The 24,281-nt window shown below is 64.8% G+C and carries 24 protein-coding genes; 16 read left to right on the forward strand and 8 right to left on the reverse strand.

All coding sequences use genetic code 11. The features are described from left to right. The first annotated feature begins 6 nt into the window (after nt 1–6). The 7 genes from H0193_RS12600 (at nt 7) to H0193_RS09915 (ending at nt 10,626) form a co-directional block, all read left to right on the forward strand. The gene (locus tag H0193_RS12600) at nt 7–240 is read left to right on the forward strand and encodes a colicin E3/pyocin S6 family cytotoxin (protein WP_181889771.1); all 234 of its coding nucleotides are present in this window, start codon (nt 7–9) and stop codon (nt 238–240) included. Continuing rightward, nucleotides 233–454: a hypothetical protein gene (locus H0193_RS09890; RefSeq protein ID WP_181889772.1), complete on the forward strand. Its 222-nt coding sequence runs from the start codon at nt 233–235 to the stop codon at nt 452–454. The genes H0193_RS12600 and H0193_RS09890 overlap by 8 nt, the downstream gene beginning before the upstream one ends. Nucleotides 455–755: 301 nt before the next feature. Next, on the forward strand, nt 756–1,277 hold the full coding sequence (gene rplJ / locus H0193_RS09895) for a 50S ribosomal protein L10 (RefSeq protein WP_181889773.1): 522 nt from the start codon (nt 756–758) through the stop codon (nt 1,275–1,277). A 52-nt stretch (nt 1,278–1,329) separates the two neighbouring features. Next, on the forward strand, nt 1,330–1,719 hold the full coding sequence (rplL, locus tag H0193_RS09900; RefSeq protein ID WP_181889774.1) for a 50S ribosomal protein L7/L12: 390 nt from the start codon (nt 1,330–1,332) through the stop codon (nt 1,717–1,719). A 93-nt stretch (nt 1,720–1,812) separates the two neighbouring features. Next, nucleotides 1,813–2,751, forward strand: a complete 939-nt coding sequence (pgfA, locus tag H0193_RS09905) for a cell envelope lipid trafficking protein PgfA (RefSeq protein WP_181889775.1) — start codon at nt 1,813–1,815, stop codon at nt 2,749–2,751. A 294-nt stretch (nt 2,752–3,045) separates the two neighbouring features. After that, a complete protein-coding gene (rpoB, locus tag H0193_RS09910; protein ID WP_181889776.1) occupies nt 3,046–6,543 on the forward strand; it encodes a DNA-directed RNA polymerase subunit beta in 3,498 nt (1,165 codons plus the stop codon). An 84-nt stretch (nt 6,544–6,627) separates the two neighbouring features. After that, complete coding sequence (locus tag H0193_RS09915) at nt 6,628–10,626, forward strand: DNA-directed RNA polymerase subunit beta' (RefSeq protein ID WP_181889777.1); 3,999 nt, start codon at nt 6,628–6,630, stop codon at nt 10,624–10,626. Nucleotides 10,627–10,725: 99 nt separating this feature from the next. Here the strand turns inward: H0193_RS09915 and H0193_RS09920 are convergent, their stop codons facing one another. Further along, a complete protein-coding gene (locus tag H0193_RS09920) occupies nt 10,726–11,346 on the reverse strand; it encodes a DUF1707 SHOCT-like domain-containing protein (protein WP_181889778.1) in 621 nt (206 codons plus the stop codon). Nucleotides 11,347–11,427: 81 nt separating this feature from the next. Between H0193_RS09920 and H0193_RS09925 the strand changes: the two genes are divergently transcribed. The 3 genes from H0193_RS09925 to H0193_RS09935 are packed head-to-tail and all read left to right on the forward strand — an operon-like array spanning nt 11,428 to nt 13,153. Continuing rightward, a complete protein-coding gene (locus H0193_RS09925) occupies nt 11,428–12,018 on the forward strand; it encodes a hypothetical protein (RefSeq protein WP_181889779.1) in 591 nt (196 codons plus the stop codon). Beyond that, nucleotides 12,015–12,512, forward strand: a complete 498-nt coding sequence (locus H0193_RS09930; RefSeq protein WP_181889780.1) for a hypothetical protein — start codon at nt 12,015–12,017, stop codon at nt 12,510–12,512. Before H0193_RS09925 ends, H0193_RS09930 begins: the two co-directional genes overlap by 4 nt. Further along, nucleotides 12,509–13,153, forward strand: a complete 645-nt coding sequence (locus H0193_RS09935) for a hypothetical protein (RefSeq protein ID WP_181889781.1) — start codon at nt 12,509–12,511, stop codon at nt 13,151–13,153. Before H0193_RS09930 ends, H0193_RS09935 begins: the two co-directional genes overlap by 4 nt. Here the strand turns inward: H0193_RS09935 and H0193_RS09940 are convergent. Continuing rightward, the gene (locus H0193_RS09940; RefSeq protein ID WP_181889782.1) at nt 13,123–14,409 is read right to left on the reverse strand and encodes a hypothetical protein; all 1,287 of its coding nucleotides are present in this window, start codon (nt 14,407–14,409) and stop codon (nt 13,123–13,125) included. The two genes, H0193_RS09935 and H0193_RS09940, sit on opposite strands and share 31 nt — an antisense overlap. 224 nt (nt 14,410–14,633) lie before the next feature. Here H0193_RS09940 and rpsL point away from each other — a divergent pair, with 224 nt between their 5' ends. The 5 genes from rpsL (at nt 14,634) to H0193_RS09965 (ending at nt 20,083) form a co-directional block, all read left to right on the forward strand. Beyond that, on the forward strand, nt 14,634–15,005 hold the full coding sequence (rpsL, locus tag H0193_RS09945; protein ID WP_034997208.1) for a 30S ribosomal protein S12: 372 nt from the start codon (nt 14,634–14,636) through the stop codon (nt 15,003–15,005). Nucleotides 15,006–15,008: 3 nt separating this feature from the next. Further along, nucleotides 15,009–15,476 carry a 30S ribosomal protein S7 gene (gene rpsG, locus H0193_RS09950; RefSeq protein ID WP_085956818.1) on the forward strand — a complete coding sequence of 156 codons (468 nt, stop codon included), beginning with the start codon at nt 15,009–15,011 and terminating at the stop codon, nt 15,474–15,476. Nucleotides 15,477–15,678: 202 nt separating this feature from the next. Next, nucleotides 15,679–17,802, forward strand: a complete 2,124-nt coding sequence (fusA, locus tag H0193_RS09955) for an elongation factor G (RefSeq protein WP_181889783.1) — start codon at nt 15,679–15,681, stop codon at nt 17,800–17,802. Between the two features lie 324 nt (nt 17,803–18,126). Further along, nucleotides 18,127–19,317: an elongation factor Tu gene (gene tuf / locus H0193_RS09960; protein ID WP_181889784.1), complete on the forward strand. Its 1,191-nt coding sequence runs from the start codon at nt 18,127–18,129 to the stop codon at nt 19,315–19,317. An 85-nt stretch (nt 19,318–19,402) separates the two neighbouring features. Next, entirely contained in the window at nt 19,403–20,083 is a 681-nt protein-coding gene (locus tag H0193_RS09965; RefSeq protein ID WP_181889785.1) for a hypothetical protein, read from the forward strand. Here H0193_RS09965 and H0193_RS09970 read toward each other — a convergent pair. The 6 genes from H0193_RS09970 to H0193_RS09995 are packed head-to-tail and all read right to left on the reverse strand — an operon-like array spanning nt 20,080 to nt 23,360. Further along, nucleotides 20,080–20,640, reverse strand: coding sequence for a hypothetical protein (locus tag H0193_RS09970; protein WP_181889786.1), 561 nt, complete (start codon nt 20,638–20,640; stop codon nt 20,080–20,082). The genes H0193_RS09965 and H0193_RS09970 overlap by 4 nt on opposite strands. Then, nucleotides 20,637–21,305, reverse strand: coding sequence for a hypothetical protein (locus H0193_RS09975; RefSeq protein ID WP_181889787.1), 669 nt, complete (start codon nt 21,303–21,305; stop codon nt 20,637–20,639). Before H0193_RS09975 ends, H0193_RS09970 begins: the two co-directional genes overlap by 4 nt. After that, nucleotides 21,289–22,269 (reverse strand): Asp23/Gls24 family envelope stress response protein, encoded by a 981-nt coding sequence (locus H0193_RS09980; RefSeq protein ID WP_181889788.1) that lies wholly within the window; start codon nt 22,267–22,269, stop codon nt 21,289–21,291. Before H0193_RS09980 ends, H0193_RS09975 begins: the two co-directional genes overlap by 17 nt. Next, a complete protein-coding gene (locus H0193_RS09985; protein ID WP_181889789.1) occupies nt 22,269–22,469 on the reverse strand; it encodes a hypothetical protein in 201 nt (66 codons plus the stop codon). Before H0193_RS09985 ends, H0193_RS09980 begins: the two co-directional genes overlap by 1 nt. Before the next feature lie 42 nt (nt 22,470–22,511). After that, complete coding sequence (locus H0193_RS09990) at nt 22,512–22,814, reverse strand: hypothetical protein (protein WP_181889790.1); 303 nt, start codon at nt 22,812–22,814, stop codon at nt 22,512–22,514. 3 nt (nt 22,815–22,817) lie between these two features. Further along, a complete protein-coding gene (locus H0193_RS09995; protein WP_181889791.1) occupies nt 22,818–23,360 on the reverse strand; it encodes an Asp23/Gls24 family envelope stress response protein in 543 nt (180 codons plus the stop codon). A 591-nt stretch (nt 23,361–23,951) separates the two neighbouring features. On the opposite strand from H0193_RS09995, the gene rpsJ reads away from it, so the two are divergent. After that, nucleotides 23,952–24,257: a 30S ribosomal protein S10 gene (rpsJ, locus tag H0193_RS10000; protein ID WP_034997227.1), complete on the forward strand. Its 306-nt coding sequence runs from the start codon at nt 23,952–23,954 to the stop codon at nt 24,255–24,257. Nucleotides 24,258–24,281 lie beyond the last annotated feature (24 nt).

Raw genomic sequence — 24,281 nt, forward strand, 5'->3', positions numbered from 1 at the left:
GGAACTATGGCGAGCTATATTCCGCGGCCGAGGCCGGGATTCTTGGACAAACTGGAGCGGCTGAGTAGAAGCGGTCCGCCCAGGTGGCGTGATCTCAAAGAAAAGCGTCTCTTTGAGTATGACCCTTTACACGGCCACATTGAGGGCTATAACCTGCGGGGGATACATCTCGGCGTATTTGACGCGATCACCGGAGAAAAAATTGGAGAAGCCAAACGAGGGAGGAGGATCGATGTTTAAGACGTTTGTGGAACGCTGCCTGGAAGGCACCGCGCAGCCGGGCGACATCGACGACTGGGTGACGGCCTGGCACGAATCCGCCCCCGGAAGTGAGGATCTCACCCTCGACGAGTACCTCGGTTTCACTCCGGAAGAGGGCGCGATTTGGGCGCGCTACGGCTCTAGGCTCGGCGAGATCCTGGAGAACCGCCGCCAAAACCGTCAGCCCGCGTAACCGCGATTTGGTCAAACCCGCGCCCACCCGCTAGCATTCCCTACCGAAGTTTGAACGGCCGCAAAGGTCGAGCTCAAGTTTCACCGAAGACCGTCGGTCACTCTCGTGAGGGAGTCGAAGGCGCTCCACTTACGGGGCCGACCCACGCAGGAGAAACGCGGCACACGCCAACGTATGCCTCGTGCTTCTGCACGGGGCATTTTTGCTTGATACGCGTCAGCTTCGCGCGAAGCGAACGTCGATAGGCAAGATGCTCCGGGCGGATTGAACAACATGAAGTTATCGGAAGGAGGCGTGTGTCATGGCAAACCCGAAGAACACTGCGGAACTTGCAGTTCTGAAGGAGAAGTTCGCTGAGGCGGATTCCCTCGTGCTGACTGAGTACCGTGGCCTGACCGTCGGCCAGCTGCAGCAGCTGCGCGGCGATATGGGCTTCGATGTCGAGTACCACGTCGCCAAGAACACCCTCATCAAGATCGCTGCAAACGAGCAGGGTATTGAGGGTCTCGATGATCTTCTCACCGGCCCGACCGCCGTCGCGTTCATCAAGGGCGACGCTGCTGTCGACGCTGCGAAGGTGATGAAGAAGTTCAACAAGGACCACGACGCGTTCGTGATCAAGGGCGGCTACATGGACGGCAACGTCCTGGACGCTTCCCAGGTCGACGCTCTGGCCGAGATGGACAACCGCGAGACCACCCTTGCCAAGCTTGCTGGCGCATTCGAGGGCTCTCTGGCAAAGGCAGCCGGCCTGTTCCAGGCTCCGGCATCCAAGACGGCCCGCCTTGTCGCTGCACTGCAGGACAAGCAGGAAGCCGCATAAACACTCTTTTACATCCGGGCTGTAAACGCCCAACAACAGAAAGGAAGCCACAATGGCTAAGCTCACCAAGGACGAGCTCATCGAGCAGTTCAAGGAAATGACCCTCATCGAGCTCTCCGAGTTCCTGAAGGAGTTCGAGGAGGTCTTCGACGTGACCGCAGCCGCTCCGGTTGCTGTTGCAGCTGCAGGCGCTCCGGCCGCTGGCGGCGAGGCTGCCGCTGAGGAGAAGGACGAGTTCGACGTCGTTCTCGAGGACGCTGGCGACAAGAAGATCGGCGTGATCAAGGTTGTCCGCGAGCTGGTTCCGGGCCTGGGCCTGAAGGACGCCAAGGAAATGGTCGAGGGTGCTCCGAAGGCAATCCTCGAGGGCGCCAACAAGGACGACGCCGAGGCTGCCAAGACCAAGCTCGAAGAGGCTGGCGCAAAGGTCACCCTTAAGTAAGAGCTTTTTGCTTGACGACGACACCCCCGTCGCCGGTATCCACTCCGGCGGGCGGGGGTTTCGCGTGTTTGAGGTGCGGTAGAGTAACCCACCATGCTGCCCACTTCCCGCATTCTTTCCGTGTTGCTCGCCGGCGTCGGTGCTGCGCTGGTGGTGGCGGGGCTGTTGGCGCCGAACGTGCTGCTTTCCGGCAATCGCCTGCCGTTGGCGCTGGGGGAGGCCACGTGGACCATCACGGACCCGAACGGCACCCGCGACGGCGAGGCGGCGCCGGTGACGCGCCAGCTGCACATGGAAATCCAGGAGCCGTCCGATTCCGACACGGCGAGCGTGCGCGTGGGCGACACGCTGCGGGCGGGGGAGTCGGGCTCGGACTTCAACGACCTGCTCACGGCATCGACGTGGTCGTACGCCGTGGATCGCGTCACGGGTGCGGCGACCGGGCCGGCGGAAACGCAACTCGTCATGGGTATGCCCGCAACGCAATTGCCTATCGACGGCGCGTGGTTGACCTTCCCCGCCCCCGCGACACAGGACACCGTGGAGGTCTTCGACCCGGTGCTGCGTGGCTCGGCGCCGGCGGAGTTTGACGGCGAGGAAGAGATCGCCGGGCGCACGGTGTACCGCTACGCCCAGCACATCGCGCCGACGAACGTGGCCATGCGCTACGCGGACCCGCGAAACACGCTCACGCTCGAGGGCGAAAACGGCGAGCCGCAGCGCACTTTCCTGCACCACGCCGCCGACCGCGAGATCCTGGTGGACCAGGAGACTGGTGTGGTCGTGGGCATTGACGAGAAGGTGGACGACTTCTACGCAGACGCCGAGGGCCGCGGGGTGCAGAATGTGGTCACCTATGACGGGGTGATGGACCGGCACGACGTCGAGAAGCTTGTGCAGAAGGTTGCTGACGCGCAGACCGTCGCGGCGGACCGCGGGCTGTGGCGCGTGCTGGCTTGGGTTGGTGCAGCGCTGACCCTTGCGGGCCTGGCGGGCGCGCTGCGGCCGGGGCGTGCGGCGCGTCGCGATTGACCGCGCGCGGTTGGCGGGTGGTAGGCTTCCGGCAGCAACCGCACGAGGCGCCCAGACGGCATCGGGCAGCCTTTACAAACGGGGGAGATTACTCTATGGTTGTTCTTTGCGCTGGAAGCCGTCTCCAGTACGCATAGAGAGCCTTGTGCAACGGGAATGGAAAAACCCGATTTGACAAGGTGATTTTGTTGTCTCTGGGGGCGGGTCTTCCGAAGCAGACCGAATGCTAACTTATCCTGCGGAAACGCCACTGGGCCGCGAAGCCAGACGCGGTGCGGTGAGCCTCCGCCAGAGGTGCTGGAAGGACCCAACTTGGCAGTCTCAGACCAGACCATGAACATGGCTGATATCCCCGGGGCTCCCGAACGTTACTCGTTCGCGAAGATTAATGAGCCGATCACCGTCCCGGGACTTCTTGATGTGCAGCTCGAATCCTTTGCGTGGCTCGTCGGCACGCAAGAGTGGCGCGAGCGCGAGCAGGCCAACCGCGGCGACGATGCACGCATCACGTCCGGCCTGGAGGACATCCTCGACGAGATCTCCCCGATCGAGGACTACTCCGGCAACATGAGCCTGACGCTGTCCGAGCCGCGCTTCGAAGACGTGAAGTACACGATCGACGAGTGCAAGGACAAGGACATCAACTACTCCGCGCCGCTGTACGTGACCGCGGAGTTCATTAACAACGACACGCAGGAGATCAAGTCCCAGACCGTGTTCATCGGCGACTTCCCGCTGATGACGGACAAGGGCACCTTCATCGTCAACGGCACCGAGCGTGTCGTCGTCTCGCAGCTGGTGCGCTCCCCGGGCGTGTACTTCGACGAGACCATCGACAAGTCCACGGAGCGCCCGCTGCACTCCGTGAAGGTCATCCCGTCGCGCGGTGCGTGGCTGGAGTTCGACGTGGACAAGCGCGACACCGTCGGCGTGCGCATCGACCGCAAGCGCCGCCAGCCGGTCACCGTGCTGCTGAAGGCCCTGGGCTGGACCACCGAGCAGATCACGGAGCGCTTCGGCTTCTCCGAGATCATGATGTCCACCCTGGAAAACGACGGTGTGTCCAACACCGACGAGGCGCTGCTGGAGATCTACCGCAAGCAGCGCCCGGGTGAGCAGCCGACGCGCGACCTGGCGCAGTCCCTGCTGGAGAACTCCTTCTTCAAGGCCAAGCGCTACGACCTCGCGCGCGTGGGCCGCTACAAGGTCAACCGCAAGCTCGGCCTCGGCGGCGACCACGACGGTCTGATGACGCTGACCGAAGAGGACATCGCCACCACGCTCGAGTACCTCGTGCGCCTGCACGCCGGCGAGACCGAGATGACCTCCCCGGCCGGCGAGATCATCCCGATCAACACCGACGACATCGACCACTTTGGCAACCGTCGCCTGCGCACCGTGGGCGAGCTGATCCAGAACCAGGTCCGCGTCGGCCTGTCCCGCATGGAGCGCGTCGTTCGCGAGCGCATGACCACCCAGGACGCGGAGTCCATCACCCCGACGTCCCTGATTAACGTGCGCCCGGTCTCCGCCGCGATCCGCGAGTTCTTCGGCACCTCCCAGCTGTCGCAGTTCATGGACCAGAACAACTCCCTGTCCGGCCTGACCCACAAGCGCCGCCTGTCCGCGCTTGGCCCGGGCGGTCTGTCGCGTGAGCGCGCCGGCATCGAAGTGCGAGACGTCCACCCGTCCCACTACGGCCGCATGTGCCCGATTGAGACGCCGGAAGGCCCGAACATCGGCCTGATCGGCGCGCTGGCGTCCTACGCCCGCGTCAACCCGTTCGGCTTCATTGAGACGCCGTACCAGAAGGTCAACGACGGCAAGCTGACCGACCAGATCGACTACCTCACCGCCGACGAGGAGGACCGCTACGCCATCGCGCAGGCGGCCACCCCGATGGACAAGGACGGCAACCTCACCGGTGAGCGCATCGAGGTCCGCCTCAAGGAAGGCGACATCGGCGTCGTCGGCCCGCAGGGCGTGGACTACCTGGACATCTCCCCGCGCCAGATGGTCTCCGTCGCAACCGCGATGATTCCGTTCCTGGAGCACGACGACGCGAACCGCGCGCTGATGGGCGCCAACATGCAGAAGCAGGCCGTGCCGCTGCTGCGCGCCGAGTCCGCCTACGTGGCCACCGGCATGGAGCAGCGCGCCGCCTACGACGCTGGCGACACCGTCATCTCCAAGAAGGCCGGCGTGATTGAGAACGTCACCGGCGACTTCATCACCGTCATGGACGATGAGGGCGGCCGCGACACCTACATGCTGCGCACCTTCGAGCGCACCAACCAGGGCACCTGCTACAACCAGACCCCGATCGTCTCCGCGGGCGACCGCGTCGAGGCCGGCCAGGTCATCGCAGACGGCCCGGGCACCAAGAACGGCGAGATGGCGCTCGGCCGCAACCTGCTGGTCGCGTTCATGCCGTGGGAAGGCCACAACTACGAGGACGCCATCATCCTCAACCAGCGCGTGGTGGAGGAGGACATCCTCACCTCCGTGCACATTGAGGAGCACGAGATCGACGCCCGCGACACCAAGCTGGGCGCCGAGGAGATCACCCGCGAGATCCCGAACGTCTCCGAGGACGTGCTCAAGGACCTCGACGAGCGTGGCATCATCCGCATCGGCGCGGACGTGCGCGACGGCGACATCCTCGTTGGCAAGGTCACCCCGAAGGGCGAGACCGAGCTGACCCCGGAGGAGCGCCTGCTGCGCGCCATCTTCGGCGAGAAGGCCCGCGAGGTTCGCGACACCTCCCTGAAGGTGCCGCACGGCGAGCAGGGCAAGGTCATTGCTGTGCGCCGCTTCTCCCGCGAGGACGACGACGATCTGTCCCCGGGTGTCAACGAGATGATCCGCGTGTACGTGGCTCAGAAGCGCAAGATCCAGGACGGCGACAAGATGGCCGGCCGCCACGGCAACAAGGGTGTCGTGGGCAAGATCCTGCCGCAGGAAGACATGCCGTTCATGGCTGACGGCACCCCGGTGGACATCATCCTGAACACCCACGGTGTGCCGCGCCGTATGAACATCGGCCAGGTCCTGGAGATCCACCTGGGCTGGCTGGCCAAGGCCGGCTGGACCGTCAACCCGGACGACCCGGCGAACGCCAAGCTGCTCGAGACCCTGCCGGAGCACCTCTACGACGTGCCGGCTGACTCGCTCACCGCAACCCCGGTGTTCGACGGCGCCACCAACGACGAGATCGCAGGCCTTTTGGCAAACTCCAAGCCGAACCGCGACGGCGACGTCATGGTCGACGGCGAGGGCAAGACCACCCTGTTCGACGGCCGTTCCGGCGAGCCGTACAAGTACCCGGTTTCCGTCGGCTACATGTACATGCTCAAGCTGCACCACCTGGTGGACGAAAAGATCCACGCCCGTTCCACCGGCCCGTACTCCATGATTACGCAGCAGCCGCTGGGCGGTAAGGCCCAGTTCGGCGGCCAGCGCTTCGGCGAGATGGAGGTGTGGGCGATGCAGGCATACGGCGCCGCCTACACCCTGCAGGAGCTTCTGACCATCAAGTCGGATGACGTGGTGGGCCGCGTGAAGGTCTACGAGGCGATTGTCAAGGGCGACAACATCCCAGATCCGGGCATCCCGGAGTCCTTCAAGGTGCTGCTCAAGGAGCTGCAGTCCCTGTGCCTGAACGTGGAGGTCCTCTCCACCGACGGCACCCCGATGGAGCTCGACGGCGACGACGACGAGTTCGATCAGGCCGGCTCCTCGCTTGGCATCAACCTTTCCCGTGACGAGGGTGCAGCGGCGGACACCGCCTAAGCGCCAGGTAGCCGTCGTAAAGCTTTTGCTTTTCGACGGCACGACGAACGAACAGCACACATCTAGAAGAAAAGGAATTTTTACGTGTTTGACGTAAACCTCTTCGACGAGCTTCGCATCGGCCTGGCCACCGCCGACGACATCCGCCGTTGGTCCCACGGCGAGGTGAAGAAGCCCGAAACCATTAACTACCGCACGCTCAAGCCGGAGAAGGACGGTCTGTTCTGCGAGCGCATCTTCGGCCCGACCCGCGACTGGGAGTGCGCCTGCGGCAAGTACAAGCGCGTCCGCTACAAGGGCATCATCTGCGAGCGCTGCGGCGTCGAGGTGACCAAGTCCAAGGTGCGCCGCGAGCGCATGGGCCACATCGAGCTGGCCGCTCCGGTGACCCACATCTGGTACTTCAAGGGCGTTCCGTCCCGCTTGGGCTACCTGCTGGACCTGGCGCCGAAGGACCTCGAGCGCATCATCTACTTCGCGGCGAACATCATCACCTCCGTTGACGAGGAGGCGCGCCACAACGACATGTCCACCCTCGAGGCGGAGATGTTGATGGAGAAGAAGGATGTCGAGGACGACACCAACTCCGAGATCGCGGACCGCGCGCAGAAGCTGGAGGAAGACCTCGCAGAGCTCGAGGCTTCCGGCGCGACCGCCGCTGCCCGCAAGAAGGTGCAGAACGCTGCCGACAAGGAGATGCAGCACCTGCGCGAGGCCGGTGAGCGCGAGGTTGAGCGCCTCGACGAGATCTGGACCACCTTCCAGAAGCTCGCGCCGAAGCAGATGATCATCGACGAGAATCTCTACGAGGAGCTCGTTGACCGCTACGAGGACTACTTCACCGGCGGCATGGGCGCCGAGGCGATCCAGACCCTGATCCGCAACTTCGACCTCGACGCCGAGGCCGAGGAGCTGCGCGGCATCATCGCCGAGGGCAAGGGCCAGAAGAAAGTCCGTGCCCTGAAGCGCCTGCGTGTCGTCGCCGCGTTCCAGCGCTCCGGCAACGACCCGGCCGGCATGATCCTGGACGCGATCCCGGTGATCCCGCCGGAGCTGCGCCCGATGGTCCAGCTCGACGGTGGCCGCTTCGCCACCTCCGACCTGAACGACCTGTACCGCCGCGTGATCAACCGCAACAACCGTTTGAAGCGCATGATCGACCTGGGTGCGCCCGAGATCATCGTGAATAACGAGAAGCGCATGCTGCAGGAGTCCGTTGACGCACTGTTCGACAACGGCCGCCGCGGCCGCCCGGTCACCGGCCCGGGCACCCGCCCGCTGAAGTCCCTGTCCGACCTGCTCAAGGGCAAGCAGGGCCGCTTCCGCCAGAACCTGCTGGGCAAGCGCGTGGACTACTCCGGCCGTTCCGTGATTATCGTCGGCCCGCAGCTGAAGCTGCACGAGTGCGGTCTGCCGAAGCGTATGGCGCTCGAGCTGTTTAAGCCGTTCGTGATGAAGCGCCTGGTGGACAACGACTACGCGCAGAACATCAAGTCCGCCAAGCGCATGGTGGAGCGCCAGCGCCCCGAGGTGTGGGACGTGCTGGAAGAGGCGATTTCAGAGCACCCGGTGCTGCTCAACCGCGCACCGACGCTGCACCGCCTGGGCATCCAGGCCTTCGAGCCGAAGCTGGTCGAGGGTAAGGCCATCCAGCTGCACCCGCTGGCCTGTGAGGCGTTCAACGCCGACTTCGACGGCGACCAGATGGCAGTCCACCTGCCGCTGTCCGCTGAGGCGCAGGCTGAGGCCCGCGTGCTCATGCTGTCGTCGAACAACATCCTGTCCCCGGCGTCCGGCAAGCCGCTGGCGATGCCGCGCCTGGACATGGTCACCGGCCTGTACTTCCTGACCATGCTCAAGGGCCCGCAGGAGATCGGCGGCGAGGGTGCGTACGCACCTGCCGACGAAAACGGTCCGGCCCGCGGCGTCTACTCGTCTTACCGCGAGGCCATCATGGCCTACGACCTGGGCGTGCTGGGCCTGCAGGCCCCGATCAAGGTCCGCATCGACCACCTGCGTCCGACCCCGGAGATCGAGGCGGAGCAGTTCCCGGACGGCTGGGAAAAGGGTCAGGCTTGGATGACGGACACCACCCTGGGTCGCATCATGTTCAACGAGCTCTTGCCGTTCAACTTCCCGTACCAGGAAGGTGCCATGGTCCGTAAGGGCGGTGGCGGCGGCAAGGTGCTGCTGGGCGACATCATCCAGTCCATGGTTGAGAAGTACCCGATGATCACCGTCGCGCAGGTGCTGGACAAGATGAAGGACGCCGGCTTCTACTGGGCGACGCGTTCCGGCGTGACCATCTCCATGGCCGACGTGCTCATCCTCCCGAACAAGACCGAGGTACTCGAGCAGTACGAGAAGGAAGCCGAGGCCATCGAGCGCAAGTTCTGGGAGAAGGGTGCGCTGACCGAGGAGAACCGCTACGACCGCCTGGTCGAGCTGTGGCAGGACGCCACCAACAAGGTGGGCCAGGCCGTGGAGGACCTGTACCCGGACGACAACCCGATTCCGATGATCGTGAAGTCCGGTGCTGCCGGTAACATGCGCCAGATCTGGACCCTGGCTGGCATGAAGGGCATGGTCGTGAACTCGCGTGGTGAGTACATCACCCGCCCGATCAAGACCTCCTTCCGCGAGGGCCTGTCCGTGATGGAGTACTTCAACAACTCCCACGGTTCCCGTAAGGGCCTGGCCGATACCGCGCTTCGTACCGCGGACTCCGGCTACCTCACCCGTCGTCTGGTGGACGTGGCGCAGGACGTCATCGTCCGCGAGGAGGACTGCGGCACCCGCCAGGGCGTCAAGGTTCCGGTTGCGGTCGAGTCCGGCGGTTCGTTCGCGCGCCACGACCTGGTCGAGACCTCCGTGTCCGGCCGCGTCCTGGCTGCCGACGTCAAGGGTGCCGACGACAAGGTCATCGCCGAGGCCGGCACCGAGCTGACTGAAGAGCGTATCGACGAGCTCGTGGCCGCCGGTGTCACCGAGATCAAGGTCCGTTCCGTGCTGACCTGCCAGACCCCGACCGGTGTCTGCGCCAAGTGCTACGGCAAGTCCATGGCGTCCGGCCAGCTCGTGGACATCGGCGAGGCTGTCGGCATCGTGGCTGCGCAGTCCATTGGTGAGCCGGGTACGCAGCTGACCATGCGTACCTTCCACCAGGGCGGCGTCGGCGGCGACATCACCGGCGGTCTGCCGCGTGTGCAGGAGCTGTTCGAGGCCCGTGTGCCGAAGAACCGTGCCCCGATCGCATCCGTGGCGGGCACCATCTCGCTCGAGGACGAGGGCAACTTCTGGACCCTGACCATCCACCCGGACGACGGCTCCGACGTGGTGGTCTACGAGAAGCTGTCCAAGCGCCAGGGCCTGGCCCAGGTGCGCCGCCCGATGGAGTCCAACCCGGAGGCCATGATCGAGCGCGGCCTGCGCGAGGGCGACCACGTCGAGGTGGGCGAGCGTCTGCTCCGCGGCGCTGCCGACCCGCACGACGTGCTCGAGGTCCTCGGCCGCCGCGGTGTGGAAAAGCACCTGATCGACGAGGTCCAGGCTGTGTACCGCACCCAGGGTGTGTCCATCCACGACAAGCACATCGAGATCATCATCCGCCAGATGCTGCGCCGCGGCACCGTCATCGACTCGGGTTCCACCGAGTTCCTGCCGGGCACCCTGGTGGATCTGTCCGAGGCACGCCAGGTCAACGCCGCAGCTGTGGCGGACGGCGGCGAGCCGGCGGAGATGCGCTCCGAGATCATGGGCATCACCAAGGCATCGCTGGCCACGGAGTCCTGGCTGTCGGCGGCCTCCTTCCAGGAGACCACCCGCGTGCTCACGGACGCCGCGATCAACAAGCGTTCCGACAAGCTGATCGGCCTGAAGGAGAACGTGATCATCGGCAAGCTGATCCCGGCCGGTACGGGTATTTCGCGCTACCGCAACATCCAGGTCAAGCCGACCGAGGCGGCACGCTCCGCGGCGTACTCGATCCCGACGTTCGGCGACTCCATCTACGGCGACGAGGGCTACGGCGAGTTCACCGGCGCCTCCGTCCCGATGGACGAGTTCGGCTTCGAGGAGCTGTAACACCAGGCCCAGCATTCTGGCTTAGCTAGGTCTGCGTGAAAAACGCCCGGCTTCCCCGCGAAAGGGGAGGCCGGGCGTTTTGCTTTTCGACGCCCCGCCCTACCGCACCCGTGCGCCGCGGGCCGCGCGCGTGATGCCCACGCCGCCCATCAGGGCGAGGCCGCGGACGCGGATCACGGGCGCGTCGGCAGACAGCTGCGCGACGGGGACGGTGCAGGACGGGTGGTCCTCCAACCCGAAGCCACCCATGACGCCGATGCCGTCGTCGATCACGCGGACGTCGTCGGGCACGATGATGTCGACGCCGCCCATGATCGCCACGGCGTTGACCGTGGTTTCGTGCGCGGCGAACCGGGCTTCGCGCAGGTCGAGTGCGTTGCCGCCCATCAGGGTGAGGGAGGTGTGCGTCGGCGCCATGAGCCACTGGCCGGTGCGTTCGGACCCGCCCATGACTGACAGCGTGAATGCGGAACCGCCGCTTTCGCCTGTGACCAGCGCGTGGGATGGGGCAACTTCCCGGTCCGGGCGTTTGGCGGGCGAGAGGTCCTCCACCAGGCCGGGAAGTTCGTCGGCGTAGGTGGCGGCGTAGAGGGCGCGGGAGCGTTCGTCGAACTCGGCCATGGAGATCTGTCCGTCGGCGAAAGCGTCTTGGAGGTGTTTGGCGGCGGTGTCGCGCTCAGCGTCGGAGGCGCGTTTGCGGGGCGGGGTGGGGTTGTCCATAACTTGGACAGTAGTTGCCGAAGACGGCGTCGGCAGGCGAAAGGCACGCGAATATTGCCGCATTCTGCTTAGATTCCACGTGTGAGCGAAAAGTCGGCGAAGCACCAGCCCGTGCGGGGGTTGGCGAAGTCGGTCGCGGCGGACATCGGGACGAGGACGAACGCGACCGTCGCGGGCTTGCTTGCGCTCGCCGGCGTGACAGGGCTGGCCGGCGGGTTCGAGGAGGCGGCGCCCGAGCAAGTCGTCACCGCCACCGAGACGGCGGAGCCGCAGGAGCTGGACGTTTCGCCGTTGACCGTCCAGGTGCAACGCACCTACGTCCTCGACGGCGCGCGGGTGGTGCACATGCGGCTGACCAACACCGCTGAGCGGCCCATCTACGCGGTGCAGTGGCACCAGGCGTTTGATCTGGAGGATTCAGCGTCGGAGGAGCAGCCGAAGTTCCAAAAGATCGACGCGCGCCTCACCAGCGACGAGGACTTCGAGAGCGTCCCGCTGCCGGACAACCAGCTGCTAAACCCCGGCGTGCCGCAGGACATCGCCCTCGTGTTCAGCGGCGAAGACGCCGGCGACACGCTGGTGGTGTGGTCGATGGAGTACCGCAAGTCCTTCCTGGACGGCGACAAAACCTGGTTTGCCAAAGAGCGCGTGGCGGAGGTGGAGCTGCGATGAATTTCCGCAGGGTGTGGACCACCGCCGCGGCACTCGCGTTGCTTGTGCTGGGCATGCAGCTTCGCGACGTGCTGCCCAACGCCGCCGACCGCGCCGCCGCAAGCTTCGACTACGCCAACTCGGCCCCGATCATCGGCGACGTGGAGGACGTGCAGGTCACCGTGGCGGAGACCTTCAACGGCACTGCCTCCAACGCCAGGTGGGTGGTGGTGGACTACCAGTTCACCCAGGACCAGGAGGTGTTGCTTGGCGCGGAGATTGAGGCGGCCGGCGGGAACCTCTACGCGCCGGAGAACACCCCGGGCAACGCGTGCGAGCTGACCTACCCGGGGCTGCGCAGCCCCTGCACGCTGGTGTTTGAGATGCCGGAGGATGAGGTCGAAGCCGCCACGCTGTATTTCTACGTGGGCAACCGGATGGGCCCGCGCGTGGTGGTGCAGCTGCCGGAGACGCAGCGGCAATCCCGGGTGACCCGTGAGGCGGTGTGGTTGTGAGGAAGCTCTGGTGGGCAAGCGCGCCCGTGGCTGCCGGTCTGATGCTCGCGGCGTCGTCCCAGCCGTACTTCAGCCTGGTCAGGCCGTGGACGTGGTCGCAGGAGCAGGTGATCGCCGCGGGCGCTGCGGGCAGCTTCGACCTGCCGGTCGCGGATTTCGACGGCGCACGGCACCAAGCGGACGTCGAGGTGCTCGGCTTCCAGGCAGTGGAGGACGAAAGCCAGATCGGCCTGCACTCCCCGGAGGGATTCACCATCTGGGCGGTGTTGACGCAGTGGCACGCGCCGGCGGAGTCGGTGCTGGAGAACTGCCGCATGTGGGTGACCGGCTCGGACGGCAAGGAGTATCTGCGCAAGGACGGGCTGTTCGGCACGCCCATCGACGACTTCAGCGCCCTGCACGCCTGCACCCCGCCGGGGGAGGCCGGCCCCGTGGTCCGGGTGGACGAGATCGGTTCCACCGGACAGCACCTCGAGCCGGGTGATCCGCGCCCGGACGAGTGGCGCAAGGTCACCCCGCTGGCGCTGCCGGACGGCGTGCAACCGGTCAAGCTGCATATCGGGTGGGACTTTCCCCACTACGCCACGGTGGTGCTGCCGGAGCCGAAGGTCTACGTGGATTCCCCTTCTTTCGGCGAGTAGCTGTGCCGCAGGAAGAAGTCCAGGCCTGAGGCGATTAGGCACACCACCACCAGCAGGTACACCGCCCGCGCGACCACCAGCAGGTAGTTGAGGACCTGTTCCGCGGCCATCTTGCTGTCCACCGGGCCGATGAGGGTGCGCCCAAGCTCGACCACGCCAAGCTCGACGCTGGTGGCCAGCATGAACACGATGCAGAAGATGGTCATGGGCACCAGCCCCGCCCGCGCAAGGGTGCGCAGCCCTTTGAGCGTCGCCTTGATGGGCCCGACCACGGGCTGCAGCGCCTCGTCGACCGCATGCTTGGCCTCGTTGTGGGCGGCGGCCTGCATGCGTTTGCGGATGCTTACCGACGCCCCCTCCGGCGCCTCCTCGACCTTCGCATCTTCCGCCTTCTTGGCGGCGAGCGTGGTGCCGAAGACCACGGCGCCGAGCGTCAGCCACGCAATCGGAACGGTCACTAGTTGGTTCAGCGCCGGTAGTTGGTCGGCGAGCCAGCCCCACGCGTCGCCAAGCACGCCGGTGTGCTCAGCGACGTCGGTTTTCAGCTCTTCATAGCGTTGGTGGGCCGGGGCCAGGCTGCGGCGGGAAAGCGCCCAGTCCTGCACGGCGCTGAGCCGGTTGGTCAAGAACACCGACACTGTGGTCATCCACAGCACTTCCAGGTAAGCGGCGAGGTAGGTGAATCCGAGGCCCTTCTCCGCCAGGGCGAAGTAGCCGATGACTTTGCGCAGCACTATGGTGCCGGCGATTAGGCCGATCAGGGCGGCGGTGTCGTCGATAAATGCGCGCCTGAAGTCCGCTTCAAAGCCTCGGTTGAAGTGCTCGTCGTAGGTGGTGGCGCGGCGGAACGCGGCGAGGTCCTCTTTGAGCAGGCCGTGGGTGGAGTACACCGTGAGGAAACTGATCAGCATGCCCCCGGCAGAAAGCAGGCGCACCCGGGAAGAACCGTCCTTGCGGTCCGGAAACGTCGCCGCGAGAAACGGCAGCGAGGGGCGCAAAAGCCACAGCGAGAAGATGATGGACAACATCACCATCAGCGGCGCCAGCGGCATGACAAGGCTGGCGGCGAGGCTGCTGAATGTGGAGAGCCACACCGCCAGCCAAATCACGGCCTGGCGCCCGGCAAGGCCGAGGCATACCACTGTGACCAGCTGCGACAGGTGGCGAAACAGCAGACCCGCCGCGCGTGCCGGAATCACCGCGGACTCAACAGCAACGTCGCGCAGCGACTGGGAGACACCCGTCCAAGGAGCCATGGCAGCAGTGTAACCGGGCGACCGCGGACACGCAGTTTGCTTTGCGACGTTCCTTCGGTGTACCTTTAGCGAGGTTTCGCCCGTATCTTGCGGCGCGAAGTACTCGAACTCCATGCGACTCGTTCACACGGTAGTTCATGCAATCGGCAGGGCCCCGAAGAAGAGCCCCCATTTTTGCATGTATGGCCGGGTGTGGGCGGGACGCGCTAACAGAAAGAGCGTGAATGCCTACTATTCAGCAGCTGGTCCGCAAGGGCCGCCACGATAAGTCCACCAAGGTGGCGACCGCTGCGCTGAAGGGTTCCCCGCAGCGCCGCGGCGTGTGCACCCGCGTGTACACCACCACTCCGAAGAAGCCGAACTCTGCTCTGCGTAAGGTCGCCCGTGTGCGCCTGACCTCCGGCATCGAGGTTTCCGCATACATCCCGGGCGAGGGCCACAACCTGCAGGAGCACTCCATGGTGCTCGTGCGCGGCGGTCGTGTGAAGGACCTGCCGGGTGTGCGCTACAAGATCGTCCGCGGCGCTCTGGATACCCAGGGTGTGAAGGACCGCAAGCAGGCTCGCTCCCGTTACGGCGCGAAGAAGGGACAGTAAACAATGCGTAAGCAGCAAGCACCGAAGCGTCCCGTAGTCAAGGATCCGGTTTACAACTCCGAGCTGGTCACCATGCTGGTGAACAAGATCCTGCAGGACGGCAAGAAGTCCACCGCAGAGCGCATCGTTTACGGCGCGCTCGAGCAGTGCCGTGAGAAGACCGGCACCGACCCGGTGGGCACCCTGGAAAAGGCCATCGGCAACATCCGTCCGGACCTCGAGGTTCGCTCCCGCCGTGTCGGTGGCGCGACCTACCAGGTCCCGGTCGACGTCAAGCCGGCCCGCTCCACCACCCTCGCACTGCGTTGGCTGGTCACCTTCACCCGTCAGCGCCGCGAGAACTCCATGATGGAGCGCCTCGCCAACGAGATCCTGGATGCTTCCAACGGTCTCGGCGCCTCCGTGAAGCGCCGCGAGGACACCCACAAGATGGCCGAGGCCAACCGCGCCTTCGCCCACTACCGCTGGTAGTCGCTGGAGCAAGGCGAAGCATGGAAACCCGGAAACTGCATACCCGCTTCCTAGGGAAGCGAGCTGGTGCGTTTCCGGGTTTTTCCAGCTGAGTCGGACCTCACGCTGCCACTTCCGCGATGTAGTGGCAGAATTGACAAAGGACAACTGACCGACATAGGCGCCGACAGGCGTCGACGACTTCAAAGTTGGGGTATTTAACGTGGCACAAGAAGTGCTTAAGGACCTGAACAAGGTCCGCAACATCGGCATCATGGCCCACATTGACGCCGGTAAGACCACCACGACCGAGCGCATCCTCTTCTACACGGGCATCAACCGCAAGGTTGGCGAGACCCACGATGGCGGCGCCACCACTGACTGGATGGAGCAGGAGAAGGAGCGCGGTATCACCATTACGTCCGCTGCTGTGACCTGCTTCTGGAACAACAACCAGATCAACATCATCGACACCCCGGGTCACGTGGACTTCACCATTGAGGTGGAGCGCTCCCTGCGCGTGCTCGACGGCGCTGTTGCCGTGTTCGACGGCAAGGAGGGCGTGGAGCCCCAGTCCGAGCAGGTGTGGCGTCAGGCTGCCAAGTACGACGTCCCGCGCATCTGCTTCGTCAACAAGATGGACAAGCTGGGCGCTGACTTCTACTACACCGTCGGTACCATCGTCGACCGCCTCGGCGCGAAGCCGTTGGTCATGCAGCTTCCGATCGGCGCTGAGGACGACTTCGACGGCGTTGTCGACCTCATCGACATGAAGGCCCTCATGTGGCCGGGCAAGGTCGAGACCGGCACCCCGCCGCAGATCCAGGAGATCCCGGAGGATCTCAAGGAGAAGGCTGAGGAGTACCGCGAGAAGCTGCTCGAGACCGTCGCTGAGTCCGACGAGGAGCTCATGGAGAAGTACTTCGGCGGCGAGGAGCTGACGAAGGAAGAGATCCAGGCGGCCATCCGCAAGTTGACCATTGCTTCCGAGGTCTACCCGGTGTTCTGCGGTACCGCATACCGCAACAAGGGCATCGAGCCGATTCTCGACGCTGTTGTCGCATACCTGCCGAGCCCGATCGACATCGGCGACGTCCACGGCACCTCCGTCGACGGTGAAGAGGACCTGACCCGCAAGCCGTCTGTCGAGGAGCCGTTCTCCGCTCTGGCGTTCAAGATCGCCGTCCACCCGTTCTTCGGCAAGCTCACCTACGTGCGCGTCTACTCCGGCCAGGCAATCCCGGGCGAGCAGATGCTCAACTCCACGAAGTCCAAGAAGGAGCGCGTGGGCAAGCTCTTCCAGATGCACGCGAACAAGGAGAACCCGGTCGAGCACGCCGACGCCGGCAACATCTACGCGTTCATCGGTCTGAAGGAAGCCACCACGGGCGACACCCTGTGCAACCCGGACCACCCGATCATCCTCGAGTCCATGGACTACCCGGATCCGGTGATCCAGGTGGCTATTGAGCCGAAGACCAAGGCTGACCAGGAGAAGCTGGGCACCGCTATTCAGAAGCTTGCCGAGGAGGACCCGACCTTCACCGTCCAGCTGGACGAGGAGACCGGCCAGACCGTCATCGGCGGCATGGGCGAGCTGCACCTCGACGTGATGGTGGACCGCATGAAGCGCGAGTTCAAGGTCGAGGCGAACATCGGTTCCCCGCAGGTTGCGTACCGCGAGACCATCCGCAAGAAGGTCGAGTCCCTGGACTACACCCACAAGAAGCAGACGGGTGGTTCCGGCCAGTTCGCGAAGGTCATCGTCACCATCGAGCCGTACAGCCCGGATCCGGAAGAGCTGGAAGAGGGCGAGTCCGCTTCCTACAAGTTCGAGAACGCCGTCACCGGCGGCCGCGTGCCGAAGGAGTACATCCCGTCCGTGGACGCTGGTATCCAGGACGCGATGCAGTACGGCTTCCTCGCCGGCTTCCCGCTGGTGAACATCAAGGCCACCCTCGAGGACGGCGCGTACCACGACGTCGACTCCTCGGAGATGGCGTTCAAGCTCGCTGGTTCCCAGGTGCTGAAGGAAGCTGTCGCGAAGGCGAAGCCGGTCCTGCTCGAGCCGGTCATGGCCGTCGAGGTTGTGACCCCGGAGGAGTACATGGGCACCGTCAACGGTGACATCAGCTCCCGCCGTGGCCAGGTCTTCGCAATGGAGGACCGCTCCGGTGCGAAGGTTGTCAAGGCAAAGGTGCCGCTGTCCGAGATGTTCGGCTACATCGGCGACCTGCGTTCCTCCACCGCTGGCCGCGCGAACTTCACCATGGTGTTCGACTCCTACGCTGAGGTTCCGCAGTCCGTCGCTCAGGAGATCATCGACGAGCGCAACGGCAACAAGTAGTTGCCGCCCGCCCCTCCTCACGGGTCCGCACCGCGTGCCAGCGGTGCGGCGCGGATTCCGCGGAGGCGGGGCGAGAGGGCAGCGGCCGCGCTGAGGTACCGCCCAGGAACAGGACGGTGTCTGAGCCGGCCGTTACCCTCTAGGTCGATCCGGGGGAAACGGCGAGGCCGGTTTGAAAAACGGCCGCTGGAAACCTAGGATCTTGTAACTGGCACATTGTGAAATGGCTCCCGTATCCGTGCCCTGCGCTGGGCGCGGGCCGGGGCGTATGTAAACCACGTGGCTGCGAAGGTCGTAGTCACCATGAAGTCCAGGAGGACAACAGTGGCAAAGGAAAAGTTCGAGCGCACTAAGCCGCACGTGAACATCGGCACCATCGGTCACGTCGACCACGGCAAGACCACCACCACCGCCGCTATCACCAAGGTGCTGGCAGATGCTTACCCGGAGGAGAACAAGGCCTTCGCCTTCGACGCAATCGATAAGGCTCCGGAGGAGCGCGAGCGCGGCATCACCATCAACATCTCCCACGTGGAGTACAACACCCCGAAGCGCCACTACGCTCACGTGGACGCCCCGGGCCACGCCGACTACATCAAGAACATGATTACCGGCGCTGCTCAGATGGACGGCGCAATCCTCGTGGTTGCTGCTACCGACGGCCCGATGCCGCAGACCCGCGAGCACGTGCTGCTCGCTCGCCAGGTCGGCGTTCCGTACATCCTCGTCGCTCTGAACAAGTGCGACATGGTCGACGATGAGGAAATCATCGAGCTCGTCGAGATGGAGGTCCGCGAGCTGCTGGCCGAGCAGGAGTACGACGAAGATGCTCCGATCGTCCACATCTCCGCTCTGAAGGCTCTCGAGGGCGACGAGAAGTGGGTTCAGTCCGTCATCGACCTCATGCAGGCTTGCGACGACTCCATCCCGGATCCGGAGCGCGAGACCGACAAGCCGTTCCTGATGCCGATCGAGGACATCTTCACCATTTCCGGCCGCGGCACCGTGGTTACCGGTCGTGTGGAGCGTGGCGTGCTCAACCTCAACGACGAGGTCGAGATCATCGGTATCCGCGAGAAGTCCCAGAAGACCACCGTCACCTCCATCGAGATGTTCAACAAGCTTCTTGACACCGCTGAGGCTGGCGACAACGCAGCTCTGCTGCTCCGTGGCCTGAAGCGCGAGGACGTCGAGCGTGGCCAGGTTGTCATCCACCCGGGCGCTTACACCCCGCACTCCAAGTTCGAGGGTTCCGTCTACGTCCTGTCCAAGGACGAGGGCGGCCGCCACACCCCGTTCTTCGACAACTACCGTCCGCAGTTCTACTTCCGCACCACCGACGTCACCGGCGTTGTGAAGCTGCCGGAGGGCACCGAGATGGTCATGCCGGGCGACAACGTCGAGATGTCCGTCGAGCTGATCCAGTCGGTCGCTATGGACGAGGGCCTGCGCTTCGCTATCCGCGAGGGCTCCCGCACCGTCGGTGCTGGCCGCGTCACCAAGATCCTGGACTAATTCCAGACCTGGTGTAACCAGCTGACGTAGAAGCCGTCTTCCCCGCCGGGGAAGGCGGCTTTTCGCATGCGCTAGGCTCTCATGCGTGCACGACCCCACCCGAATCCCACGCCTGACCCAGGCGCTGCAGCGTGCCTGGGAGGGCCAGCCGGACCTGAACTTCGCCCAGCTCATCGGCGTGCTGCAAAACCGCGGCCTAGGGTGGGGCACAACCGACGACGAGACCATGGAGCTCTTTGCGGCGATGGAGCGCGAGCATCCTTCGCTTATCGACGCCACCGCCGGCCCCCACACCATCACCACCCTCAACCCGCCGCACCTGGTGACCATCACGGGCGGCTACGTGGTGGTGCGCAGCGGCACCGATCCCGAACGTATGCCATCTGTGTGGCGGATGGGCGGGATGCGCAAGACCGGCCCCGGTCTTCCGTTAGTCGTCTCCGACGAGGAAGGCGTGGAGCACCGCCTGGGGATAGTGTCGTTGGTGGAGCGGATTGCGGGGGAAGCGGAGGCGTCGATAAGCATCGCGCAATCGGCGGTGGGCAGTAGGCGCTGGCTGGTCCAATTCAGCGACGGCGCGCGAGCCGTGGTGGGGCAGCGCATCCGCCTCTGGCGGGTAGACGGGCGGGCAGTGGACACCAAACGTATCGCCTGGAGCGAGATTCTGCGCTGCGAACCTGGTGCGGAGATGGAAATAGCCCCAGCGGGCGGCGGGATGCCGGTCTCGCTGGGGCTGGTGCAGCTCGTGCTGGAGTTGGAACGCTAGGCGGTAATCCGATCCAGCTGGAGCTTCCACACCGAGTCAATGTCCATGGTGTGATTAGCCATGCGGAAGTCCTGATCCGCGGCCTCGATGATGCGCACGGCATCATCGAGCGGGTACTCCGGGTTGGCAAAGACGGTGAACGTCGCGGTCGGACGCTGGCCCACCATCGCCACCTTGCTGGACGCGCGGCGGATCTCGTTGGCGTCCTCCAGGGAGGAGCACGCTGCCTCGGCAACCCGCTGGACGTTGATGACAGTCTCGCCGTGCTCCGGATCCGCAGGCAGGATGCCACGGTTCGAAAACGCGCGGGACCGGATGTTCGCCAGCAGGATCCACAGGCCCAGGATTGCCGCCACGACAGCGCCGATGATCAGCGCGGTGACGTAGTGGTCCTGGTAAGCCAGGTCGATCAGGCGGGTGCGGTCGAGGTAGTCGGCCGCGTCGACGAGGTAGGGGATCTGCCAGTACTCGGCGACCGGGAAAAGGCCAGCGGCGATCAACAGCAAACTGAGCAGGAAGAGCACTAGTCGGTTGAAGAAGCTGAGTGTCTTCGTCATCGCGTCACCTCCGGGGTCGTCGTGGTGGCGGGCGCGGACTCCGTAGTGGTCTGAGGCGCGCCTGAACGCTGGGCAGTCGATTGCTGCGTAGCAGGGCTGGGCAGCAACTTCACCGACACAGCCGGCGGGGTTTGCAGGGCATGGAACTCACCGTTCAAGGATTGGGTGATGCGCTCCTGCATGGCGGCGCCGGATCCGTCGTCGACTACTTGCACCTTCACATTCTTGCGGTTCGCCTTCGTGCTCACCTGTTCACCGCCGAGGTCCCCGCGGGTGGTGAACGTGGCCTTGCGGGCGATGTCCACCGGGCGGGTCCAAATGGAGGCGGGGGAGTTCACCCGCACGTAGCCGTGCGGGCGCGGCTTGAACGTGAAGAACAACAGGATCAGGCCGAGCAGCACCAGAATGATGCCCACGACAACTGCCGTCACATCGGCCTCAAAGGAACCGAGGAAGTCCCAGGTGCGGCCCAGCCAGGAGTCCGACGGGGCCTCGTCGCCGTAGAAGTGGTACCACAGGTCGCGCGCCGCGACGCCAGCCAGCGCGAGCAGCAGCAGGCTAATCAGCACCGCGAACCAGCGCGAGGCCGGGTTGCCCAGCGGCTCGTCGCCCGGGTGCGGGCCCACTGCTTGAGCTGGGGGTGCAGTGTTAGCGGGAGCGGTCATAGTACTTCACCACCGGTTCAATCGTGATCTGCTTAAGCGGCTTCGGCGCGGGCGCCGTGGGCACCACTACCGGCTGCGGCCCAGGTGCGGAGGAAATCGGGGCGCGCGCCACCGGCTCCACCACGATGGGCTTGAGCGGCGGGCGGTTGACCGTGATCTCCTTCAGCGGAGCGCGGCGCGGCAGCGGCACCTCGCGGGGCTGGGCGAAACGCTGGACGTCCACAGGCTTGAGCGCCTGCAGTGGGGGCAGCTGCGGATGGCGGGCGACAAGCTCGTTCGCCTGCGGCGACCACGGCTGCACCGGTTCCGGCGGGAACGGGACCCGCGCCTCCGTCGGAGAGGTGTGGATGGCAACGAGGCGCTGCGGCTCCGGCACCTCGGGGGAGAACGTGCGCACTGGCTCCGGGGTCTCCGGAGTAAACGTGCGCACCGGCTCCGGCTGGTCCGGGTGCTCCACCTCGATTGGGGCGGGGACGACCACATCCCGCATGTCTTCGACGAGCGAGCGCGCCTCGATCGGCATGAGCTGCTCGAGTGGCTTGGTCACGGGGTGCTCCACGCGGGTCGGGGAGACCTCGATGGGGGTCGGGATCACGAAGGCTTCGTGCTCCGCCACCTGGTCCCAGGTCACGCGGCCGGTGTCGGGGAGGGTTTCCACATTGGCCACTGTGACCTTCACGCGCGAGACGTCCAGGCCCACCAACGTGCGGATGTGCGCGATGATGGTTGCGCGCACAGCGTCGGTGATGGCAGCTACCGGGGCGGGGTAGGAGGTGGCAATCTCGGTGTCCACCGCCACTGTGCCCGTCGCCTGGTCCAGCCGGGCGTGGATGCGCGGGAAGCTGCGTCCCGCGAGCCCGGCCAGCTTTGCGTCGATGGTCCGGCATCCCGGCACCGCCGCAGCTGCCACCTCAGCGACGCGCTCGATGGTGCGCTCACTGACGTGGTAGAAGGAATTATCCATTAGCTTCGGCCTCTGCCGGTGCCGTTACTCAGGGCCGCGGACAGGTCCAGACGGCCGTCGAGCTGGGCCCCGACAACCCCGCCGATGATGGTGAACAGCAGCAGCCAGAGCAGGCCCGGCCAACCGCCGAAGGTGACAAAGAAGGCGATTACAACACCGATGAGGATGCCGGTCAGCGCCTTGTTAGCAAAAAGATTCATAATAAAACCACGTTTCGGGTTATGAGGTTGGGGCGGGCAGCGCTACTGCGCGTCGCCTGCGACAACGTCCACGAACTCCGCATCGGATGCGCCGAGAACAGCCGCCCGGACATCCTCGGCCACGTCCTGCACCTTGCGGCCGGATGCGACGTCGAAGACGAAGTGGACTTCAAATCCGGTTCGGCCGTCCCGCGAGATGGCCTTCAGGCCTTCAATGCGGGTGTTGGGCAGGTAGGTCGCAATCTCGCCGACGCGGCCGCCGTGCAATGCGGCGACCCCGTCGACAGCGACGGCGGCATCGCGGACGCCCTCCGCAACCTCGCGGCTAACGGGGGTGTACGCCATGGCTTACTGGTTGATCGGCTGGTTGACAGCCTGGTAGTTCGCGTTGGTGTCCTCGAGCTGCTCGGCGCCCTCCTGCTCCGGCAGGTGCACGTCGTGCACGGTGACGTCCACGCGGTCCACGATCAGGCCGGTCATGCGGGTGATGGCGACGGTGACGTTCTCGCGGATAGCGTTAGCCAGCTCGTGGATGGCCACGCCGTACTCGGCGATGATGGCGACGGCGACGGAAGCGTGGCCGTCCTCGACCGCCACGTTGACGCCCTGCTGGACGTTGGTGGAGGAGGTCAGGGACTCGCGCACAGCGCCCCACATGCGGGCAGCGCCGCCGCCCAGGTTGTTGACGCCGGAGACCTCACGGGCAGCGATGCCTGCGATCTTGCCCACAACGTTGTCGTCGATGACGGTGGAGCCGTGCTCGGTCTCCAGGTTCTCGTTGCGCGGGCGGACCTGCTCCGGCTCCACTGCGGTGGAGGAGGACGCCGGGGTGTTAGCGCCGGTGGTCTTTGCGGTGTTTGCAGAGGTCTCGTTAACGTTCTTGTCGGCCATGACGGTCCTTTCAATCTGTAAATACTGTGCATCCGTGACCTCCGGATGTGAGGCGCACGGTCTGGAAATAAAGGGTACACAGATCTAATCGCTCGGGCTGGGGTGAGGAGAAGGTGATACCAAGTTGCAATATTTGTGGGCTCGCCGGAGGTTCGTCGTGAAGCGGGGCTTGTGCTTCCTGCAACCTTGTGTTTTAATACCCAGGTTGCCTTGACATGGGCCGGGTGAAACCGGCCGGTGGCCAGGCAAACATGACACCTTCCAACCGGAAGAAACCGGAGAAGGGCCATGGCAAATTCACAGCGGCAGTACGCAAGGGTCACGCGCCCTTCCGAGTCTGACACCCAGGCATGTGCTTATAGACGGGCACGCCTTGGCGGAAGCACTGAAACAGCATGAATTTGCTCGGTCACCTTCCGGACGTGTCATGGCAGTCAGAAACGACACTGGCGTTGAGCCAAGGGCCCAGCCCGGACAACGTTATAGAGAAACTAGAAGCTACAAACCCCACCGCTTCGCCCGTTTCTCACTCCGTTCGAAATGAGCGGGAGAGAATAAGGACGAACGTGGGGATGCGAGGAAGAGGTAAGCGTGGCGGGACAGAAGATCCGCATCAGGCTCAAGGCTTACGACCACGAGGCGATCGACGCATCCGCGAAGAAGATCGTCGAGACGGTCACCCGCACGGGTGCCCGCGTCGTGGGCCCGGTGCCGTTGCCCACCCAGAAGAACGTGTACGCCGTTATTCGTTCTCCCCACAAGTACAAGGATTCTCGCGAGCACTTCGAGATGCGCACTCACAAGCGCCTCATCGACATTCTCGACCCGACGCCCAAGACGGTGGACGCGCTCATGCGCATCGACCTGCCGGCAAGCGTCGACGTGAACATCCAGTAGAGCAATCCCCAACGTAAGTAGTGG

Origin of the sequence: Corynebacterium haematomassiliense, from assembly GCF_013978595.1 — a bacterium.
GTDB lineage: Bacteria > Actinomycetota > Actinomycetes > Mycobacteriales > Mycobacteriaceae > Corynebacterium > Corynebacterium lehmanniae.

What these genes read in the sequence shown, in the direction of transcription:
- H0193_RS12600 (WP_181889771.1), top strand. Translation starts at nt 7, where the DNA reads ATGGCGAGCTATATTCCGCGGCCGAGGCCGGGATTCTTGGACAAACTG.
- H0193_RS09975 (WP_181889787.1), bottom strand. Translation starts at nt 21,305, where the DNA reads ATGACCGCTCCCGCTAACACTGCACCCCCAGCTCAAGCAGTGGGCCCG.
- H0193_RS09980 (WP_181889788.1), bottom strand. Translation starts at nt 22,269, where the DNA reads ATGGATAATTCCTTCTACCACGTCAGTGAGCGCACCATCGAGCGCGTC.
- pgfA (WP_181889775.1), top strand. Translation starts at nt 1,813, where the DNA reads ATGCTGCCCACTTCCCGCATTCTTTCCGTGTTGCTCGCCGGCGTCGGT.
- rplJ (WP_181889773.1), top strand. Translation starts at nt 756, where the DNA reads ATGGCAAACCCGAAGAACACTGCGGAACTTGCAGTTCTGAAGGAGAAG.
- H0193_RS09940 (WP_181889782.1), bottom strand. Translation starts at nt 14,409, where the DNA reads ATGGCTCCTTGGACGGGTGTCTCCCAGTCGCTGCGCGACGTTGCTGTT.
- H0193_RS09995 (WP_181889791.1), bottom strand. Translation starts at nt 23,360, where the DNA reads ATGGCCGACAAGAACGTTAACGAGACCTCTGCAAACACCGCAAAGACC.
- H0193_RS09970 (WP_181889786.1), bottom strand. Translation starts at nt 20,640, where the DNA reads ATGACGAAGACACTCAGCTTCTTCAACCGACTAGTGCTCTTCCTGCTC.
- H0193_RS09990 (WP_181889790.1), bottom strand. Translation starts at nt 22,814, where the DNA reads ATGGCGTACACCCCCGTTAGCCGCGAGGTTGCGGAGGGCGTCCGCGAT.
- rplL (WP_181889774.1), top strand. Translation starts at nt 1,330, where the DNA reads ATGGCTAAGCTCACCAAGGACGAGCTCATCGAGCAGTTCAAGGAAATG.
- H0193_RS09890 (WP_181889772.1), top strand. Translation starts at nt 233, where the DNA reads ATGTTTAAGACGTTTGTGGAACGCTGCCTGGAAGGCACCGCGCAGCCG.
- rpsG (WP_085956818.1), top strand. Translation starts at nt 15,009, where the DNA reads ATGCGTAAGCAGCAAGCACCGAAGCGTCCCGTAGTCAAGGATCCGGTT.
- H0193_RS09930 (WP_181889780.1), top strand. Translation starts at nt 12,015, where the DNA reads ATGAATTTCCGCAGGGTGTGGACCACCGCCGCGGCACTCGCGTTGCTT.
- H0193_RS09920 (WP_181889778.1), bottom strand. Translation starts at nt 11,346, where the DNA reads ATGGACAACCCCACCCCGCCCCGCAAACGCGCCTCCGACGCTGAGCGC.
- H0193_RS09985 (WP_181889789.1), bottom strand. Translation starts at nt 22,469, where the DNA reads ATGAATCTTTTTGCTAACAAGGCGCTGACCGGCATCCTCATCGGTGTT.
- rpsL (WP_034997208.1), top strand. Translation starts at nt 14,634, where the DNA reads ATGCCTACTATTCAGCAGCTGGTCCGCAAGGGCCGCCACGATAAGTCC.